Here is an 18719-nt window from a genome sequence, read left to right on the forward strand (position 1 = left end):
AGTTCCGAAGCCGCCCGCGGCTTCCGGGCCGCCAGAAGAAGCGAAGCTTGAACGATGGCGAACGTGGCGGTGGTCGGCGCCCAGTGGGGCGACGAGGGCAAGGGCAAGATCGTCGACTGGCTGTCGGTCGAGGCGGACGTCGTCGTGCGCTTCCAGGGCGGCCATAACGCCGGCCATACGCTGGTCATCGACGGCGTCACCTACAAGCTCGCGCTGCTGCCGTCGGGCATCGTGCGGCCCGGCAAGCTGTCGATCATCGGCAACGGCGTCGTCGTCGATCCGCGCCACCTGCTCGACGAGATCGCCGCCATCGCCAGGCAGGGCGTCGCGGTGACGCCCGAGAACCTCAAGATCGCCGACAACGCCACGCTGATTCTCGGCCTGCACCGCGAGCTCGACGCGCATCGCGAGGGCGCGTCCTCGGCCGGCCTCAAGATCGGCACGACCAAGCGGGGCATCGGCCCCGCTTACGAGGACAAGGTCGGGCGCCGCGCGATCCGCGTCATGGACCTCGCCGAGCCCGAGCTGCTCGACGAGAAGATCGAGCGCCTGCTCGCCCATCACGATCCGCTGCGGCGCGGCCTCGGGCTCGAGCCGGTGTCGGCGGCGGCGATCCGCGCCGAGCTCGATGCGGCGGCGCCGGGACTCCTGCCGTTCGTCGACGCGGTGTGGGAGCGGCTCGAGACTGTGCGGCGCGAGGGCAAGCGCATCCTGTTCGAGGGCGCGCAGGGCGCGCTGCTCGACGTCGACCATGGCACCTATCCTTTTGTCACCTCCTCCAACACGGTGGCCGCCAACGCCGCGACGGGCTCCGGGCTCGGACCCAAGGCGATCGGCTACGTGCTCGGCATCGCCAAGGCCTACACGACGCGCGTCGGCGGCGGCCCGTTCCCGAGCGAGCTCAACGACGCCGTGGGCGAGCTGATCGGCGACCGCGGCCACGAATTCGGCACCAACACCGGACGCAGGCGGCGCTGCGGCTGGTTCGACGCCGTGCTGACGCGCCAGACCGTCAAGACCTCGGGGATCGACGGCATCGCGCTGACCAAGCTCGACATTCTCGACGGCTTCGAGGAGATCAAGGTTTGCGTCGGCTATTCGCTCGACGGCGGGCGGATCGACCGCTTCCCGGCGAGCCAGGCGGCGCAGGCGCGGGTCGAGCCGATCTACGAGACGATGGAGGGCTGGCCCGGCGCGACGGTCGGCGCGCGCTCCTGGGCGCAGCTGCCGGCGCAGGCGGTCAAATACGTCCGCCGCATCGAGGAGCTGATCGAGGCGCCGGTGGCGCTGCTCTCGACGAGCCCGAAGCGCGAGGACACCATTCTCGTGCGCGACCCGTTCCGCGATTGAGCGGGCGAAAGCCATATTGCGCGCGCCTTCTATGCTATAAGGCGCGGCTCCGGCCGGTCCATTGACGGCGCGGCGCGCGAATGGTCTGAAGCGACATGGCTGATTATTACCCGCTGCTCGCCCGGGCCGTCGCCGGCCTTCCCGAAAATTCCGCGCAGGCGAGGGCGACCATCTACGAGCGGGCGCGCAGCGCCCTCGTCGGACAGTTGCGCCGCCTTGAGCCGCCTATTCCACAAGAGGAGATCGACCGCGAGAGCGCGGCGCTCGAAGCGGCGGTCGCCCGCCTCGAGGCCGAGGCCGCTCCCGAGCCTGTCGAAGCCGCCTCGGAGTCTCCGGCGTCACCGGAGCGGCCAGCGCCCGAACCGGCGCCCGTCGAGGCGCCCATAGAGTCTTCGGAGTCTTCGCCGATCGTGGAGGCGTCCGTCGCGGAGCCTGAAGCCTTCGCCGCCGCGCCGTCCGAAGACGTCGCGGGCGATCCCGAAGAGGCCCGGAAGGAGGACGTCGCCGAAGCGCCTCCGGCGGCCGAGCGCGCATGGCCCGAGCCTCGCCGCCGCCCCGGGACGGGCGCGCCGGGCGGCCTCCAGACGCGGCCGCCGATGTTCTTCAAGAGCCGTCGCGACCGCGCGCCGCTGGAGCCCGGCCCGGCGCGGCCCTCGCTCGGCCCGCCGCTCGCGCCGCCGCCTGTGGACGCTCCCCTGTCGCCTGAGCCGTCGGCGTCCGAGGCGGCGCCCGCCGAATGGCGCGCCGACCCTGAGGCGCCCGTCGCCGACGCGTTTTTTCCAGGCGCCGGCGAGCCGGCGCACGTCGCCGCCGCAATGGCGCGCAAGGCGGAAGGCGAGGCCGCAGGCGAGGGCGGCGAGCCGACGCCCGTCGCCGAAGCCGCGTCCGCGCGCGCGAAGTCCGAGGCGCAGCGCCCCTTCGCGCCGCAGCCGCGCCGCGACGAGCCTTCGCCGCGCCGGTTCTGGATTCTCGGCTTCGTCGTCGGCCTCGCGGTGCTGCTCGTCGCCGTCGCCGCCTATCGCCTGCGCGACAGGCCGGAGGAGCTGCGTCAGAAAGCCGAAGCGCAGTCGAGCGTAGCCGCCCCCGAGCCGGCGGCGCCGGCGGGCAAGATCGTCGAGCGCGTCGGCGCCGGCGCTTCGGGCGAGGCCGTGACGCCGCGTCCGGCCGATCAGGAGCAGCCGCGCCCGCAGCCGGCCGCGCCGCCGCCGACCCAGAGCGCGCGCCGCGCGGCGCTGCTGCTCGAGGCGCCCGACGAGCCCGGCAAGGTCAAGACCCTGCTCGGCGCCGTGGTGTGGAAGGTCGACAACGTCAGCGCCGGTCCGGCCGACCCGCTTTCGACGGCGGTGCGCGCGACCGTCGAGATTCCCGAAGAGAAGCTCGAGGTCGTCATAACCTTCCAGAAGAACTCCGACGCCTCGCTGCCCGCCTCGCATACGATGAAGATCCAGTTCATCGAAGGCGAGGGCGATCCGCTCGGGCCGGTGCAGCAGATCAGCGCGCCGCAGATGCGCCGCGAGGATACGGCGACCGGCGACGCGTTGAGCGGGGTCCCGGTGAAGGTCACCGACAACACCTTCCTGGTTGGGCTTTCCGGCGGCGACGCCGAGGCGGCCAATCTCGACCTCATCCGCAACCGCGGCTGGATCGACGTGCCGATGCTCCTCGCCAACGGCAAGATCGCCAAGCTGACCTTCGAGAAGGGGGAGGCGGGCGAGCGCGCGATCGCCGACGCGATCGAGACGTGGAAGGCGCAGTAGAGGCGAAGGCGCCGGCCTCGGAAAGGGCGCCGACTCAGCGCGCGAGGCTTGCGATCTCGGCGCTCATGCGGCTCGCGAGCTCGCGCAGCAGGCTTTCCGAGCCCTGGCCGGCGAGCGCGTAGCGCCCGCCCGCCTGACGCCACACGAAGGCGGTCTCGCCGAACCGCCCGCTGGGCACGCGGACCAGCGCGTCGGCGGAAACCGCGCCGACGCTGGAGGCTCCCTCGTCGGGGGAGACGCAGAGCGCGGCCGGCGCCTCCGCGCCGTGCGCGTAGAAGACGCAGAACGGATCGTCGGACGACTCTCCCCGCGCGTTCGGCGACGCGCGCACGCCGACGACCTCGAAGCCTGGAATATGCGGCGCGATGAGCGGCGAGGGTTTGCGCTCGGCTTCGCGCGCCGGCTTCGCGCCACCGGGCGCCTTCGCCTCGGCGAAGGCCGAAAGAAGGGCGAGCGTGCGCCGCGCGAGCGGCTCATCGCCGAGCGCGGCGCCGGCTCTCGGAGCGGCGGGCTCGAACCCGCGGATGGCGAGCAGGACGAAGACGGCGCAGGCCGCGCCCGCGGCGAAGGCGACGACGAGCGCGCGCTTCGACGTGCGCCCGGCTCGCCGCGTGCGCGCGGACGCGCCGGAGCCCGGCGCCCGCGCGGCTGGCGCGCCCGGCTTCGACGCGGGCTGCGCCTCGCGCCGCCGGTAGGGCAGAAGGATCGACGACGCCGGCGCAGGCTCGGCCTCGACGCGCGAGAAGGCCGCGCGCAGCGCCTTGCCCTGCTGACGCCAGATTTCGACGCGCTCCGCCGCCGCCGGCGTCGCGGCGAGATAGGCCTCGACCGTCCGCCGCCGTTCCGCGTCGCATTCGCCGTCGACGAACGCCATCAGCTCGGCGTCGCTGATTTGAACGGGATGTTCGGTCATGGCCGTGGACGGGCGGGCGGGGCGCGCCGCTACTTCACGACGCGCAGATGCGACGGAAGCGGCTTGGCGCTGCGCGTCTGGCGCGGGCGCTGCGGCATGCGCTCGCGCGCGCATGCGAGGCGCGCGGCGAACAAGCCCGGCGAGATTTTCAGGATCTGCGCCGCGCGGGCGTAGGCGAAGCCCTCGAGGACCACGAGCAGCAGCGCTTCGCGCTCTTCGGGCTTCAGGGCGCCGAGCGCGGCGAGGTCCGGATCGAGCTTCTGCGGATCGTGCGCCTGCGCGGCCGATCCGCCCGAAAAGCCGCCGCCGGGCCGCTGCGCGCCGAACGCCGGCGCGCGAAGCTCCGTGCGGCTGAGGTCGACGAGATGGCCGTAAGCGTCGGCCTCGCGCTCGGCGAGAGGGAGGGAGGGGCTCAGTTCCGTGAACCGGCGCAGGGCTGCGGCGGCGAGGCGATCCGCCGCGGCGTTGGGAGCCGGATCGGCGGCGACGAAGGCGCGGGCGTAGCGGCGAAGCCGCGCGCCGAGCTGATCCGTATGCTCTTGCGAATCCACCTTGCGCTCCACCCTTTGGCGCATCCCCCGCACGTTCTCGTTCACGGGGGTCGCGCCGGCATTTATCATAAGCGCCCGCAAAGCTTGTGCATACTATCCGAAACAAATTTTGATGGCGTCAGGCGCCGCATGGTCCTTGGGCCGCCGCCGGCTCAACCTTGCTTTAACCGGCGATGTTCCTTAAACGCGGGCGACGCAGCGCCCGTTCCAGCGGCGCGCCTTCCCTTATTCCCAACGCCGGATCGAGAATGACGCAACCGGAAGCAATGAGCATCGACGCGATCCGGTCCGGCCCCCTCGCCGGCAAACGCGGCCTCATCCTCGGCCTCGCCAACAACCGTTCGATCGCCTGGGGCATCGCCAGGGCGGCGCGCGAGGCCGGCGCCGAGCTCGCTTTCACCTATCAGGGCGAATCGCTCGGCAAGCGCGTGCGCCCGCTCGCCGCCGAGCTGGGCGGCCTCGTGGTCGGCCATTGCGACGTCGCCGACGAAGCGAGCGTGGATCAGGCGTTCAACGAGATCGAGCGGGCTTGGGGCAGGCTCGACTTCGTCGTTCATTGCGTCGCCTTCTCGGACAAGGACCAGCTGACCGGGCGCTACGTCGACACGAGCGCGGACAATTTCTCCAACACCCTGCTCATCTCCTGCTACTCGTTCACGGCGATCGCGCAGCGCGCCGAGCGGCTGATGGGCGAGGGCGGCTCGCTCCTGACCCTGACGTACTACGGGGCCGAGAAATGGATGCCCCATTATAATGTGATGGGCGTCGCCAAGGCCGCGCTCGAGGCCAGCGTGCGCTACCTCGCGGCCGACCTCGGCGAGAAGAACATCAGGGTCAACGCCATTTCGGCCGGGCCGATCAAGACCCTGGCGGCGTCGGGCATCGGCGACTTCCGCTATATCCTGAAGTGGAACGAATACAACGCGCCGCTGCGCCGCTCGGTGAGCATCGAGGAGGTCGGCGAGAGCGCCGTGTTCCTGCTGTCGCCGATGTCGCGCGGAATCACCGGCGAGATCCTGCACGTCGACGCCGGCTATCATGTCGTCGGCATGAAGAATCCCGCCGCTCCGGACATCGCCGCGCTCGGCAAGGAGTGATCCGGCCCGGCGGTTGATCGCGCGTTCATCCGGCGTTAAGCCTGCGTCCTCATTCTGCGGCGTTGAGACGCCGGCCTCCGGGCGTCGCGCTCCCGCCGTCATGGCGCCGGCCGCCGAAGGTCGGGCCGACGACGGAGGGTCGAGACGGCGGCCCCGCCGCGTCGAGCGCCGTCGACGAGCGCCGGCGCCAAGATGGAGAGCGGCCTGGATTCCTCCCTGAACGCCCCGGCGCGGCCGGACGCGGCCTGCGACCCGCATCTATCGATCCTGCGCGGCGCGCGCCGGCCCGACCTCGCGCGCGACGAAATCCTGAGCGAAATCTTCGCCGCGGCCGTCGCCGCCCATCCCGACGCCGTCGCCATGGTGACGCGCGACGGCGCGCTCACCTACGCCGAGGTCGACGCGCGCGCAGGCGCCGCGGCCAGCGCGCTCGTGAAGCGCGGCCTTCGCCCCGGCGCCGTCGCAGGCCTGTGGATGGGGCGCGGCCACGAGCTGCTGATCGCCCAGATCGCCATCGCCAGGACGGGCGCCGCCTGGCTGCCGTTCGACGCCGACGCGCCGGTCGAGCGCATCGCCGTCTGCCTCGAGGACGCCGCCGCCGCCTGCGTCGTCACGTCCGCCGGGTTCGCCGAGAAGCTCGCCGGCCACGCGGCGTGTCCGGCGCTCACCATGCGCCAGCTCTCGCTGGAGGGGGAGGGCGCTCCGGCCGTCGACGCGCGCGCGCTCGGCGCGAGCCCGGCGTCTCCGGCCTATCTCATCTACACCTCGGGCTCGACCGGCGTGCCCAAGGGCATCGTCGTCAGCAACGCCAACATCTGCCATTACCTGCGCGCCGCCAACGAGGTCTACGGGCTGACCGCCTCGGACGTCGTCTTCCAGGGCGCCTCCGTCGCCTTCGACCTCTCCATGGAGGAGATCTGGCTTCCGTATCTTGTCGGCGCGCGCCTGTTCGTGGCGACGTCCGAGATCATGGGCGAGGCCGAGAAGCTGCCCGAGCTCATGGAGGCGAACGGCGTCACCGTGCTCGACACGGTGCCGACGCTGCTCGCCCTGCTGCCGCGCGACGTCGCCACGCTGCGCGTCATCATCCTCGGCGGCGAGGCCTGCCCGCCCGCCGTCGCCGCGCGCTGGTGCAAGCCCGGCCGACGCATCTTCAACTCATATGGCCCGACCGAGGCGACGGTGGTCGCGACCGCCTCCGAGGTGCGCCCGAACGTCCCCGTCACCATCGGCGGGCCGATCCCCAACTACACCTGCTACGTCGTCGGCGAGGGGCCGACCATCCTGCCCCGCGGCGAGGAAGGCGAGCTGCTGATCGGCGGCCCAGGCGTCGCGCAGGGCTATCTCAAGCGGCCCGAGCTGACCGCCGAGAAATTCATCGCCAACCCGTTCGGCGACGGCGCCGCCGACGATCCGGTCCTCTACCGCTCGGGCGACGCCGCCATCGTCGACGAGAACGGCGACATCCTGTTCCGCGGCCGCATCGACGACCAGGTCAAGGTGCGCGGCTTCCGCGTCGAGCTCGGCGAGATCGAGGCGAAGCTCTCCGACCTCGACGGCGTCGCCAACGCCGCGGTGGCGCTGCGCTCCGACGGCGGCGTCGACGAGCTCGTCGCCTTCGTCATCCCCAAGAGCGGGGCCGAGCTCGATCCGCGCGAATTGCGCGCGGCCCTGCGCGCGATCCTGCCGCCCTATATGGTGCCGGGCCGGTTCGAGATGGTCGCGAGCCTGCCGAAGCTGTCTTCGGGCAAGGTCGACCGCAAGGCGCTGAAGGCGCTGCCTCTGGCGGCGCGGCAGGCGGAAGAGCAGGAGGAGCCGCGCACGCCGACGGAGGCGGCGTTGCTCGCCGCCGCCAGGGAGGCGCTGCCGCCGCAGGCCATTCCCTTCGACGCCGACTTCTTCACCGACCTCGGCGGCCATTCGCTGCTCGCCGCGCGCTTCGTGTCCGCCGTGCGGAAGACGCCAGCGCTCGCGCGCGTCACCCTGCACGACGTCTATTCGGCGCGCACCCTGCGCACGCTCGGCGAGCTGCTCGACCGCAAGCAGGCGCGCGCGCCGGCCGCCGCCGACCTCGGATTCGCGCCGCCGCCGCTCCTGCGCCGCTTCCTGTGCGGCCTGGCGCAGGCTGCGGCGATGCCGATCATCCTCGCCCTCGTCACGGCGCAATGGCTCGGCGTGTTCGTGAGCTACATGCTGCTGACCGGCGCCGACGCCTCGCTCGGCGAGGAGATCGTCTCGCTCGTCCTCGTCTACATGTGCGTGAACATCGCCACCGTCGCGATCGCCATCGGCGGCAAATGGGCGATCATCGGGCGCACCAGGCCCGGCCGCTATCCGCTGTGGGGCGTCTATTACTACCGCTGGTGGCTGGCGCGGCGCTTCATCGGCCTCGTGCACCTCAAATGGTTCTCGGGCTCGCCGTTCATGCGCTTCTACCTGCGCGCGCTGGGCGCGAGGATCGGCGAGGAGGCGATCATCGGCGAGATCGACGCCGGCGCGGTCGACCTCATCTCGATCGGCGCCGGGGCGAGCGTCGGCTCCATCGCCAATCTCGCCAACGCCCGCGTCGAGGGCGACGAGCTCGTCATCGGAAGCATCGACATCGGCCCCGAGGCCTATGTCGGCTCCTCCTGCGTGATCGAGAACGACGTCGCGATCGGGCGCGCGGCCGAGATCGGCGACCTCACCTCGATCGGGCCGGGCACGCGCGTCGGCGCCTATGAGCGCTGGGACGGCTCGCCCGGACGCAAGGTCGGGACGGTCGACCCGGCCGACCTCGCGACCCCGGCGCAAGCCGGCGCGCCCAAGCGGATCGCGATGGGCTTGATCTATCTCGTCCTTCTCCTCGCCATCCCGCCGCTCGGGCTCCTGCCGATCTTCCCGGCCTTCTGGGTGTTCGACCGCATCGACGAGCTGATCGGCTTCGCCGACATCGACCGGCTGAGCTACATGGCGATGATCCCGGTCATGGCGTGGCCGACCGCCTTCGTCATGGTGCTCGTCACCGTCGGCTTCATCGCCGCCTGCCGCTGGATCATCCTGCCGCGCGTGCGCGAGGGGACCTATTCGGTCCATTCCTGGTTCTACCTGCGCAAATGGACGGTGACGCTCGCAACCGAGATCACGCTCGAGACGCTCTCCTCGCTCTACGCCACCATTTACATGCGGACCTGGTACCGGCTGATGGGCGCGAAGATCGGCAAGGACGCCGAGATCTCGACGAATCTCTCCGGCCGCTACGACCTCGTCGAGATCGGCGAGAAGAACTTCATCGCCGACGAGGTCGTGTTCGGCGACGAGGAGGTGCATCGCGGCTGGATGATCCTGCGGCGCGTGCGCACCGGGCCGCGCGTCTTCGTCGGCAACAGCGCGGTGGTGCCGACGGGCGCCGACGTGCCGGCCAACGCGCTGATCGGCATCAAGTCGAAGCCGCCCGAGAACGAGATGATGAGCGAGGGCGACACCTGGTTCGGCTCGCCGCCGATCAAGCTGCCCGTGCGCCAGAAGTTCGACGCCGGCGGCGCCAACTGGACCTATGAGGCGCCTCGCTGGAAGAAGGCCGTGCGCGCCGTCTTCGAGGCCGCGACGATCTCCCTGCCGACCATGCTGTTCATCACCTTCGGCACATGGGCGGTCGAGTGGTTCTCGCAGAGCATGCTCGAGGGGAACTATGGTCTGTTCGCGGTCGAGTTCATCGTCGCCTCGACGGCGATCTGCTTCGCCCTGACCTTCGCCGTGATCATCCTGAAGTGGCTGACCATGGGCCGCTACGAGCCGATGGTGCGGCCGATGTGGTCGTGGTGGGCGCTGCGCACCGAGGCCGTCGCCGTCATCTACTGGGGCATGGCCGGCAAGGTGCTGCTCGACCATCTGCGCGGCACGCCGTTCCTGCCCTGGATGATGCGCCTGTTCGGGGCGAGGTTCGGCCGCGGCGTCTATATGGACATGACCGACATCACCGAGTTCGACTGCGTGAAGGTCGGCGACTTCGCGGCGCTCAACGCCATCTCCGCGCTGCAGACGCATCTTTACGAGGACCGGGTGATGAAGGTCGGCCGCGTCGACGTCGCCCGCGGCGTCACGGTCGGCGCCGGCTCGACGGTCCTCTATGACACGTATGTCGGCGAATTCGCCCGCCTCGGGGCGCTGACGCTGGTGATGAAGGGCGAGCAGATTCCGCCCAACTCGGAATGGGTCGGCGCCCCGGCCGAGCCGAAGGGCGGCGAGCTCGTTCAGGAGATGGAGGCGGCCTGATCGCCTCGTTCGCCGAGGGCTTTTCGCGCGTCGAGGGTCTGGCGCGCGGCGGCGAAGACGTCGCGGAACATCTCGCGCGTCAGCACGCCGGTGTTCGTGTTGTAGCGCGAGCAGTGGTAGCTGTCGAAGAGCGCGAGCGGCCGCCCGTCCGGGCCGCTGAGCCCGTGGCGCGCGCCATGGGCGAAAGGATGCGCCGAGAGCCTGCCGCCGAGGGCCCGCAGGATCTGCTCATGGGCGATGCGGCCCAGCGCGACGACGAACTCGAGCCGCGGCGCCGTCAAAAGCGTCGCGCGCAGAAAGGCGCGGCAGGCGGCGATCTCCGGCGTCGTCGGCTTGTTCTGCGGCGGAACGCAGCGCACGGCGTTGGTGATGAGGCAGTCGACCAGCGTCAGGCTGTCGTCGGGCGCGGCCTGATAGCTTCCGCGCGCGAAACCGAAGTCGAGCAGCGTTTCATAGAGCAGGTCGCCGGCGTAATCGCCGGTGAAGGGTCGGCCCGTGCGGTTCGCGCCGCGCAGGCCCGGCGCGAGGCCGACCACGACGAGGCGCGCGTCGAAGGCGCCGAAGCTCGGCACCGGCGCGTTGAACCAGCCGGGCTCCTCCGCCCGCAGCTCGCCGCGCAGCTCGACGAGGCGCGGACAGAGCGGACAGTCGCGCGGCGGCTCTGAGGCGCCGCGGACCGGGTCCGGCGCCGTCACTCGTCGGCGAGTTCGGGGTCGAAGCTCTGCGGCGCGGGCGCGTGGGCGGCCACGCGGCGGTCCGGGCGATGGGGACGCTCCGCGCGCTCGGGGCGCTCGCTCGCCTCGCGTCCGATCTTGGGCGCGAGATGGATGAGGTCGACGAACTCGTCGGCCTGGCGGCGCAGCTCGTCGGCGACCATCGCCGGCTGCGTGGCGTTGGTCGAGACGACCGAAACGCGCACGCCCTTGCGCTGCACGGCCTCGACGAGCGAGCGGAAATCGCCGTCGCCCGAGAAGAGAACCATCTGGTCGACGTGCCCGGCCATCTCCATGGCGTCGACCGCGAGCTCGATGTCCATGTTGCCCTTGACCTTGCGGCGTCCGAGCGAATCCACGAACTCCTTGGCCGGCTTGGTGACGACGGCGTAGCCGTTGTAGTCGAGCCAGTCGACGAGCGGACGGATCGAAGAATATTCCTGATCCTCGACCAGCGCCGTATAATAGAAAGCTCGAATGAGCTTGCCCCGGCTCTGGAACTCTTTGAGAAGGCGTTTGTAGTCGACGTCAAACCCAAGCGATTTGGCGGTTGCGTAAAGGTTCGCGCCATCAATGAAAAGCGCAATTCTTTCTTGGTCTGCCATACTGGTGTTACTCTTCAAATCACGCCATTCGCCGCCTGACGAATGGAAATCCTCGACGTCGCAAATTTGTCAACGTGGGCCGCCGACTGACCAGCCATGCGATGCGCACCATGTGAACGACGACGCGTGTAAATCGTTCCCACGTGGCATTAGCGAATTATGACGGTCGTGTCGAGTTTCCTGTCCGTTGAGCCGCGCCTTCAGGTTAATCCGGCTTGTGCGCCCGCCGTCCGAATTTCGCGCTGAATCATGTCGAAAAAGCGCCTGTGGCGCATCACCCATAGGATATATATATGTTTCGTCCGCCGTTCAGTTCGACGTGATGTGCGTCGGCGCGAGGACGGCCGACGCCGATCTGCGCCCTTGCCTTCGAGGCGTCCGGCGCGTTATGAGCTACGCAAATCCCCCTTTGCGTTTTTAGAGGAGCGGCGGCTGCATGGCCCGCGTGACCGTTGAAGATTGCGTCGACAAGGTCGAGAACCGGTTCGACCTCGTGCTCCTCGCGAGCCATCGCGCCCGCATGATCGGCTCGGGCCAGCCGATCACCATCGACCGCGACAATGACAAGAACCCGGTCGTGGCGCTGCGCGAGATCGCCGACGAGACGCTGACGCCGGACGACCTCAAGGAAGATCTCATCCAGTCGCTGCAGAAGCACGTCGAGGTCGACGAGCCCGAGGCCGAAGTCGTTCCCGCGCTGTCGCCCGCCGCCCAGGACCCCGACGCGGTCGGGGACGTCCAGTTCGACCGCATGACCGAAGAGGATCTGCTGCGCGGCCTCGAAGGCCTCGTGCCGCCCGCCGAGACCGAGGACGAGGCCGACTGACGGCGCCGCCTCGGCCAGGGTTTTGACGCGCGCGAAGGTTTTCGCGCGCGAATCTGTGTATGATGCGAAAATTGAGGCGCGAAGGAGCGGATCGGCCCAGGGCATGATGCGGCAATATGAGCTCGTCGACCGCGTGCGGCGGTATAATCCGCACGCCGACGAAATCCTGCTCAACCGCGCTTATGTCTACGCGATGAAGGCGCATGGGGCGCAAAAGCGCGCCTCGGGCGATCCTTATTTCTCGCATCCGCTCGAAGTCGCCGCCATCCTCACCGACATGAAGCTTGACGACGCGACCATCGTCGCCGCCGTGCTGCACGACACGATCGAGGACACCGATTCGACGCGCGAGGAGATCGACCGGCTGTTCGGGCCGGACATCGGCCGCCTCGTCGACGGGCTGACCAAGCTCAAGAAGCTCGACCTCGTCTCCAAGAAGGCGGCCCACGCCGAGAATTTCCGCAAGCTGCTGCTCGCCGTCGCCGAGGACGTGCGGGTGCTGCTCGTCAAGCTCGCCGACCGCCTGCACAACATGCGCACGCTGCATTTCGTGCCGCCGGAGAAGCGCGCCCGCATCGCCGAGGAGACGCTCGAGATCTACGCGCCGCTCGCCGGGCGCATGGGCATGCAGGGCATGCGCGACGAGCTCGAGGATCTCGCCTTCCGTCATCTGACGCCGGAGGCCTACGCCATGATCGAGGCGCGTCTCGCCGAGTTCCGGCGCAAGAACGGCAAGGCCATCGCGGCGATCGAGAAGGAGTTCGTCGACGAGCTCGAAAAGCGCGGGATCAAGGCCAAGATCGCCGGACGCGAGAAGCAGCCCTATTCGGTCTGGCGCAAGATGGAGCGCAAGTCGATCGCCTTCGAGCAGCTCTCCGACATCTTCGGCTTCCGCGTCCTCGTCGAGACAGTCGAGGACTGCTACCGCGTCATCGGCGTCGTGCACACCCGCTGGGCGGTCGTGCCGGGGCGCTTCAAGGACTATATCTCGACGCCGAAGCCGAACGACTATCAGTCGATCCACACCACCGTCGTCGGCCCCGGGCGCCAGCGCGTCGAGCTGCAGGTGCGCACGGAGGCGATGCACGACATCGCCCGCAACGGCATCGCCGCTCACGCTCTATATAAGGACGGGCGCATCTCCGACCGCGAGGCGCTCTCCTCCGAAAGCCGCGCCTATCAGTGGCTGCGCCGCACCATCGAGATGCTCGCCGAGGGCGACACGCCGGAGGAGTTCCTCGAGCACACCAAGCTCGAGCTGTTCCACGACCAGGTGTTCTGCTTCACGCCCAAGGGCCGGCTCATCGCCCTGCCGCGCGGCGCCAACGCCATCGATTTCGCCTACGCCGTGCACACTGACGTCGGCGACACCGCCGTCGGCGCCAAGATCAACGGGCGTCACGCCCCGCTCGTCTCCGAGCTGCAGAACGGCGACGAGGTCGAGATCGCGCGGGCCGAAGGCCAGACGCCGCCCGCCGCCTGGGAGGCGATCGTCGCGACCGGGAAGGCGCGCTCGGCGATCCGCCGGGCGACGCGCGAGGCGGTCAGGGCGCAATACGCCGGGCTCGGACGCCAGATCGTCGCGCGCGCCTTCGAGCGCGCCGGCAAGCCCTACGCCGAGGACAGGGTCAAGGCGGTGCTGCCGCGCCTCGCCAGAGCCACCGTCGAGGACGCGCTCGCCGCCGTCGGACGCGGCGAAATGTTCTCGGGCGACGTCGTCAAGGCCGTCTATCCGGACTTCATGGAGGAGCGCAAGGCCGCCGCCGCGGCGCGCCCGCGCGGCGAGGCCGGCTGGTTCGGCATGAAGCGCGTCGCCGGGCTCGTGTTCAAGATTCCCGGGGAAGGCGGCGAGGCGCAGGACCAGCGCTCGATTCCGATCCGCGGCCTGCAAGGCGACCTGCCGGTGCGCTTCGCGCCCAACGGCGGCGCCGTGCCGGGCGACCGCATCGTCGGCATCCTCACGCCGGGGGAGGGCATCACCATCTATCCGATCCAGTCGCCGGCGCTGACCGCCTTCGACGAGCAGCCCGAGCGCTGGCTCGACGTGCGCTGGGACGTCGAGGAGGGCGCGCATGAATATTTCCCGGCGCGCATTGTCATCACGGCGCTCAACGAGCCGGGCGCGCTCGGCGCGATCTCGACCGCCATCGGCGACCTCGACGCCAATATCGACAACATCGTGTTCCGGCCGCTCTCGGCCGACTTCCGCGAGATGACCATCGACCTTGAGGTCAACGACCTGAAGCATCTCAACGCCGTCCTCTCCAGCCTGCGCTCGCGCCCCGTCGTCAACAAGGTCGAGCGGGTCAACGGCTGACGCCGCAAGGGAGCTTTCCCAAGCAAGGCCTCCGCAGGAGCGCACATGGTCTTTCCGAGCCTCGCCGCCGCCTACGCCGCTCTGTTCGCCGGGCTCTACGCCGCGCTCTCGTTCTGGGTCGTCGCCGGGCGCTTCAAATACCGGAAGCTGCATGGCGACGACGGCGGGCAGGGCGACTTCGGCCGGCGCGTCCGCGCGCACGCCAATTTCATCGAATATGCGCCGCTGATCCTGATCCTCGTCCTGCTCTACGAGGCTTCCGGCGGGCCGCGGGGCGTCGTCCACGCGCTGCTCGGCCCGCTGTTCGCAGCGCGCCTCGCCCATCCGTTCGGCATGCTGGCGCCGGCGAACTCGCTGAGGCAATACGCCTGCCGCGGCCTCGGGACGCTGGTCACCTTCATCGTGCTGCTCGCCGCGGCGCTTCTGCTGTGGCTGCGCGTCGCCTGAACGTGCTAAAGGCGCGAGACGGCGCGCGACGCGCCTGAGGAACCAGCGAGAAGACGCTCGCCCATGCGCCACTTTCCCCGGCTCGGCGTCAACGTCGACCATGTCGCCACCTTGCGCAACGCGCGCGGCGGCCCCTTTCCCGATCCCGTGCGCGCGGCGCTCGTCGCCGTCGCCGCCGGAGCCGACGGGATCACCGCCCATCTGCGCGAAGACCGCCGCCACATCCGCGACGAGGACATGGCGCGCCTGCGCCGCGAGATCGGCGTTCCGCTGAATTTCGAGATGGCCGCGACCGACGAGATGGTGGCGATCGCCGTGCAGACGCGGCCGCACGCCTGCTGCCTCGTGCCGGAGCGGCGCAGCGAGCGCACCACCGAAGGCGGCCTCAACGTGCGCGACGGCCACGACCATCTGAAGCTGGTCACGGCCGAGCTGTCCCACGCCGGCGTGCGCGTCTCGCTGTTCATCGAGCCGGGCGAAAGCGCGGTCGAGGCGGCCGACTCGATCGGCGCCCCGGTCGTCGAGCTGCACACGGGCGCCTGGTGCGACGCGCTCGCCCATGGCGAGCAGGAGCGCGCCCATCAGGAATTCGAGCGCCTGCGCCGCGCGGCGCTGCTCGCGGAGCGGCTTGGCGTCGAGTGCCACGCCGGCCACGGCCTCGACTTCGACGCCGCGCGCGCGATCAGCGCGCTGCCGCAGATCGCGGAGCTCAACATCGGCCATTTCCTGATGGGCGAGGCGATCTTCGTCGGCCTGCCGGCGGCGATCGCGAAGATGCGCGCCGCGATCGCGCAGGGTCGCGAGACGGCCGGGCGCGGCTGAGGGCTTTCGCGCAAGGGGACGCGCCATGATCATCGGCTTCGGCGTCGACGTCTGCGACATCCGCCGCATAGCGCAGGCGCTGGAGCGCTACGGCGAGCGCTTCACCGCACGCTGCTTCACCGAGGTCGAGCGGGCGAAGTCCGACGCGCGGGCCGCGCGCGCCGCCTCCTACGCCAAGCGCTTCGCCGCCAAGGAGGCCTGCGCCAAGGCGCTCGGCACGGGCGTGCGCTTCGGCGTCGCCTGGCGCGAAATGGGCGTGGTCAACCTGCCCTCGGGCCGTCCGACGCTCGAATTGACCGGCGGCGCGCGCGCCCGTCTCGCGGCGATCACCCCGCGCGGGACGCGCGCCCTGATCCATCTGAGCCTGACCGACGAGTTCCCCTACGCGCAGGCGCAGACGATCATCGAGACGATCGACGATCCCGAAGATTTGCTCCGGCCGCGCGGCGACTACGAGGTGTGAGCGCCGCCGCCCGCGCTGTACGGGCCCCGCCGCGCGTGTTAAGGAGCGGCCTTTCCGTCGTCCCGGCCCCTGGACGGCGCGCGACGTCGCGGACGGGCGGACGAAAGTCCGGCCGCCGCGCCTTGGAGTTTGAGGGTTGATGTCGGAGCCGGCGCGGTTGAACGAGAAGCAGGCGGGCGCCCAGCTCGAGCCGAATGCGAAACGGAAGCCCGCCGCCTCTGAAGGCGGGATCGGCGAAACGATCAAGGTCGTCCTCCAGGCGCTCCTGATCGCGCTGGTCGTGCGCACCTTCCTGTTCCAGCCCTTCAACATCCCCTCGGGCTCGATGATTCCGACGCTTCTCGTCGGCGACTATCTGTTCGTCTCGAAATACGCCTACGGCTACTCGCGCCATTCCCTGCCGTTCAGCCCGGACCTGTTTCACGGCCGCATCCTCGGCTCGGCTCCCAAGCGCGGCGACGTCGTCGTGTTCAAACTGCCGCGCGACGGCTCGACCGACTACATCAAGCGGGTGATCGGCCTTCCCGGCGACAAGATCCAGATGAAGGAGGGGCGCCTCTACATCAATGACGAGCTGGTCCCGCGCGAGCCGATCGCCAAGGCCGTGACGGAGGATTTCTACGGCCGCGAGACCGAGGTGCCGACCTATCGCGAGACGCTGCCCGGCGGCGTTTCGCACACGATCATCGAGATTCAGGGCGATGCGGGCTTCAACGACAACACCCAGGCCTTCCTGGTGCCGCCCGGCGACTACTTCATGATGGGCGACAACCGCGACAATTCGACCGACAGCCGGGTTTCGCCCGACCAGGGCGGCGTCGGCTACGTGCCGTTCGAGAATCTCGTCGGCCGCGCCGAGCTCATCTTCTTCTCGGTCGGCAAGGGCGCGCCGGCCTGGGCGGTCTGGCAGTGGCCGTGGACGGTGCGCTGGTCCCGGATGCTGAAGCCCGTGCATTGACGGCGATGGCCCGCGGCGGCGACGAAGATCTCGACGCGCTGGAGGCGAGCGTCGGCCATCGCTTCCAGGACCGGCGCCTGCTGCGCGAGGCGCTGACCCATGTGAGCGCCGCGCCGGCCCGGCGCGGCAGCTATCAGAGGCTCGAATTCCTCGGCGACCGCGTCCTCGGCCTCGCCGTGTCGCAGATGCTATACGCGGCTTTCCCCGACGCCGACGAGGGCGAGCTCTCGCGCCGCCTCGCCGACCTCGTGCGGAAAGAGAGCTGCGCCGAGGCGGCGCAGGCGTGGGGCGCCGAAAGCTTCGCGCGCGTCGGCGAGAGCGAGCGCCAGGCGGTCGTCTTCAACCGCGCCATCCTCGCCGACCTCTGCGAGTCGATCATCGGCGCGGCCTTCCTCGACGCCGGCTTCGAAGCGGCGAGCGCCGTCGTCGCGCGCGCCTTCGAGCCGCGCATGCGCTCGCCGAAAAGGCCGCTGCGCGATCCCAAGACGACGCTGCAGGAATGGGCGCAGGCGCGCGGCCTGCCGCCGCCCTCCTACCGCGAGATCGGGCGCACCGGCCCGGACCATGCGCCGGAGTTCACCGTGAGCGTCGAGATCGAGGGCTTTTCCGGCGTCGAGGCGAGGGGCCTCGCCAAGCGGCTCGCCGAGCAGGCCGCCGCCTCGGCGTTCCTGGCGCGCGAGAACATCGTCGTTCCGGACTTTGGAAAGGGCGCGTCGTGAGCGCGCCGACGGATACGCGCTGCGGCTTCGTCGCGCTGATCGGCGCGCCGAACGCGGGCAAGTCGACGCTGGTCAACGAGCTCGTCGGCGCCAAGGTGTCGATCGTCTCGCGCAAGGCGCAGACGACGCGCGCGCAGGTGCGCGGCGTCGCGATCGAGGGCGCGGCGCAGATCGTCTTCGTCGACACCCCCGGCATCTTCGCGCCCAGGCGCAGGCTCGACCGGGCGATGGTCGCCTCCGCCTGGGGCGGAGCGGGCGACGCCGACGCGATCGTCCTGCTCGTCGACGCCCGCAAGGGCCTCGACGAGGAGAACGAGGCGATCCTCGCGCGGCTGAAGGAGCTGCGGGGGCCGAAATGCCTCGCGCTCAACAAGATCGACGCGGTCGAGCATCCAAAGCTCCTCGGGCTCGCCGCCGCCTTCGACGCGCGGCAAAAATTCGAGCATGTGTTCATGATCTCGGCGCTGCGCGGCCATGGCGTGCCGGCCATGAAGAAGGCGCTCGCCGCGCTCATGCCGCCGGGGCCGTGGCTCTATCCCGAGGACCAGATTTCCGACGCGCCGCTGCGCGCGCTCGCCGCCGAGATCACCCGCGAGAAGATGTTCGAGCGGCTGCACGACGAGCTGCCCTACCAGTCGACCGTCGAGACCGAGAGCTGGAAGGACCAGCCGGACGGCTCGGCGCGCATCGAGCAGACGATCTATGTGACGCGCGAGGGGCATCGCAAGATCGTGCTCGGCGAGGGCGGACGCACGATCAAGGCGATCGGCGCCGCTGCGCGCAAGGAGATCGCCGAGGCGATCGAGCAGAAGACGCATCTCTTCCTGTTTGTGAAGGTGCGCGAGAACTGGGCCGACGATCCCGAGCGCTACCGCGAGATGGGCCTCGATTTTCCGAAGTAGGCCCGGGCTCCCTTGAGCGTCGGCG

At 70.1% G+C, this 18719-nt stretch carries 16 protein-coding genes; 12 read left to right on the plus strand and 4 right to left on the minus strand.

Features of this window, described 5'->3' with window-relative positions:
• Positions 1-54: 54 nt before the first annotated feature.
• Positions 55-1350: an adenylosuccinate synthase gene (locus ACE3OG_RS06640; RefSeq protein ID WP_374306943.1), complete on the plus strand. Its 1296-nt coding sequence runs from the start codon at positions 55-57 to the stop codon at positions 1348-1350.
• Between the two features lie 95 nt (positions 1351-1445).
• Positions 1446-3107: a hypothetical protein gene (locus tag ACE3OG_RS06645; RefSeq protein ID WP_374306945.1), complete on the plus strand. Its 1662-nt coding sequence runs from the start codon at positions 1446-1448 to the stop codon at positions 3105-3107.
• 34 nt (positions 3108-3141) lie between these two features.
• Here ACE3OG_RS06645 and ACE3OG_RS06650 read toward each other — a convergent pair whose 3' ends face one another.
• Both ACE3OG_RS06650 and ACE3OG_RS06655 read right to left on the minus strand, forming a co-directional pair.
• Positions 3142-4020, minus strand: coding sequence for an anti-sigma factor (locus tag ACE3OG_RS06650; protein ID WP_374306947.1), 879 nt, complete (start codon positions 4018-4020; stop codon positions 3142-3144).
• 29 nt (positions 4021-4049) lie between these two features.
• Positions 4050-4595: a sigma factor-like helix-turn-helix DNA-binding protein gene (locus tag ACE3OG_RS06655; protein ID WP_374306949.1), complete on the minus strand. Its 546-nt coding sequence runs from the start codon at positions 4593-4595 to the stop codon at positions 4050-4052.
• A gap of 224 nt (positions 4596-4819) precedes the next feature.
• Between ACE3OG_RS06655 and fabI the strand changes: the two genes are divergently transcribed.
• A complete protein-coding gene (gene fabI, locus ACE3OG_RS06660; RefSeq protein ID WP_374306951.1) occupies positions 4820-5668 on the plus strand; it encodes an enoyl-ACP reductase FabI in 849 nt (282 codons plus the stop codon).
• A 192-nt stretch (positions 5669-5860) separates the two neighbouring features.
• The gene (locus ACE3OG_RS06665; protein ID WP_374306953.1) at positions 5861-9922 is read left to right on the plus strand and encodes a Pls/PosA family non-ribosomal peptide synthetase; all 4062 of its coding nucleotides are present in this window, start codon (positions 5861-5863) and stop codon (positions 9920-9922) included.
• Here the strand turns inward: ACE3OG_RS06665 and ACE3OG_RS06670 are convergent.
• Both ACE3OG_RS06670 and ACE3OG_RS06675 read right to left on the minus strand, forming a co-directional pair.
• Positions 9901-10617, minus strand: coding sequence for a uracil-DNA glycosylase (locus ACE3OG_RS06670; RefSeq protein ID WP_374306955.1), 717 nt, complete (start codon positions 10615-10617; stop codon positions 9901-9903). The two genes, ACE3OG_RS06665 and ACE3OG_RS06670, sit on opposite strands and share 22 nt — an antisense overlap.
• On the minus strand, positions 10614-11240 hold the full coding sequence (locus tag ACE3OG_RS06675; RefSeq protein WP_374306957.1) for an NYN domain-containing protein: 627 nt from the start codon (positions 11238-11240) through the stop codon (positions 10614-10616). The genes ACE3OG_RS06670 and ACE3OG_RS06675 overlap by 4 nt, the downstream gene beginning before the upstream one ends.
• Before the next feature lie 436 nt (positions 11241-11676).
• Between ACE3OG_RS06675 and rpoZ the strand changes: the two genes are divergently transcribed.
• The 8 genes from rpoZ to era all read left to right on the plus strand — a co-directional run bounded on the left by rpoZ (position 11677) and on the right by era (position 18694).
• Positions 11677-12066: a DNA-directed RNA polymerase subunit omega gene (rpoZ, locus tag ACE3OG_RS06680; RefSeq protein ID WP_374306959.1), complete on the plus strand. Its 390-nt coding sequence runs from the start codon at positions 11677-11679 to the stop codon at positions 12064-12066.
• Between the two features lie 103 nt (positions 12067-12169).
• Complete coding sequence (locus ACE3OG_RS06685) at positions 12170-14383, plus strand: bifunctional (p)ppGpp synthetase/guanosine-3',5'-bis(diphosphate) 3'-pyrophosphohydrolase (protein WP_374306961.1); 2214 nt, start codon at positions 12170-12172, stop codon at positions 14381-14383.
• 45 nt (positions 14384-14428) lie between these two features.
• The gene (locus ACE3OG_RS06690; protein ID WP_374306962.1) at positions 14429-14830 is read left to right on the plus strand and encodes an MAPEG family protein; all 402 of its coding nucleotides are present in this window, start codon (positions 14429-14431) and stop codon (positions 14828-14830) included.
• A gap of 63 nt (positions 14831-14893) precedes the next feature.
• Complete coding sequence (locus tag ACE3OG_RS06695) at positions 14894-15652, plus strand: pyridoxine 5'-phosphate synthase (RefSeq protein WP_374306964.1); 759 nt, start codon at positions 14894-14896, stop codon at positions 15650-15652.
• A gap of 25 nt (positions 15653-15677) precedes the next feature.
• Complete coding sequence (acpS, locus tag ACE3OG_RS06700; protein WP_374306966.1) at positions 15678-16115, plus strand: holo-ACP synthase; 438 nt, start codon at positions 15678-15680, stop codon at positions 16113-16115.
• A gap of 139 nt (positions 16116-16254) precedes the next feature.
• Positions 16255-17073 carry a signal peptidase I gene (lepB, locus tag ACE3OG_RS06705; RefSeq protein WP_374306968.1) on the plus strand — a complete coding sequence of 273 codons (819 nt, stop codon included), beginning with the start codon at positions 16255-16257 and terminating at the stop codon, positions 17071-17073.
• A 5-nt stretch (positions 17074-17078) separates the two neighbouring features.
• The gene (gene rnc, locus ACE3OG_RS06710) at positions 17079-17792 is read left to right on the plus strand and encodes a ribonuclease III (protein WP_374307188.1); all 714 of its coding nucleotides are present in this window, start codon (positions 17079-17081) and stop codon (positions 17790-17792) included.
• On the plus strand, positions 17789-18694 hold the full coding sequence (gene era, locus ACE3OG_RS06715; protein WP_374306970.1) for a GTPase Era: 906 nt from the start codon (positions 17789-17791) through the stop codon (positions 18692-18694). The genes rnc and era overlap by 4 nt, the downstream gene beginning before the upstream one ends.
• Positions 18695-18719 lie beyond the last annotated feature (25 nt).

This window comes from Methylocella sp., assembly GCF_041905455.1.
Taxonomy (GTDB): domain Bacteria; phylum Pseudomonadota; class Alphaproteobacteria; order Rhizobiales; family Beijerinckiaceae; genus Methylocapsa.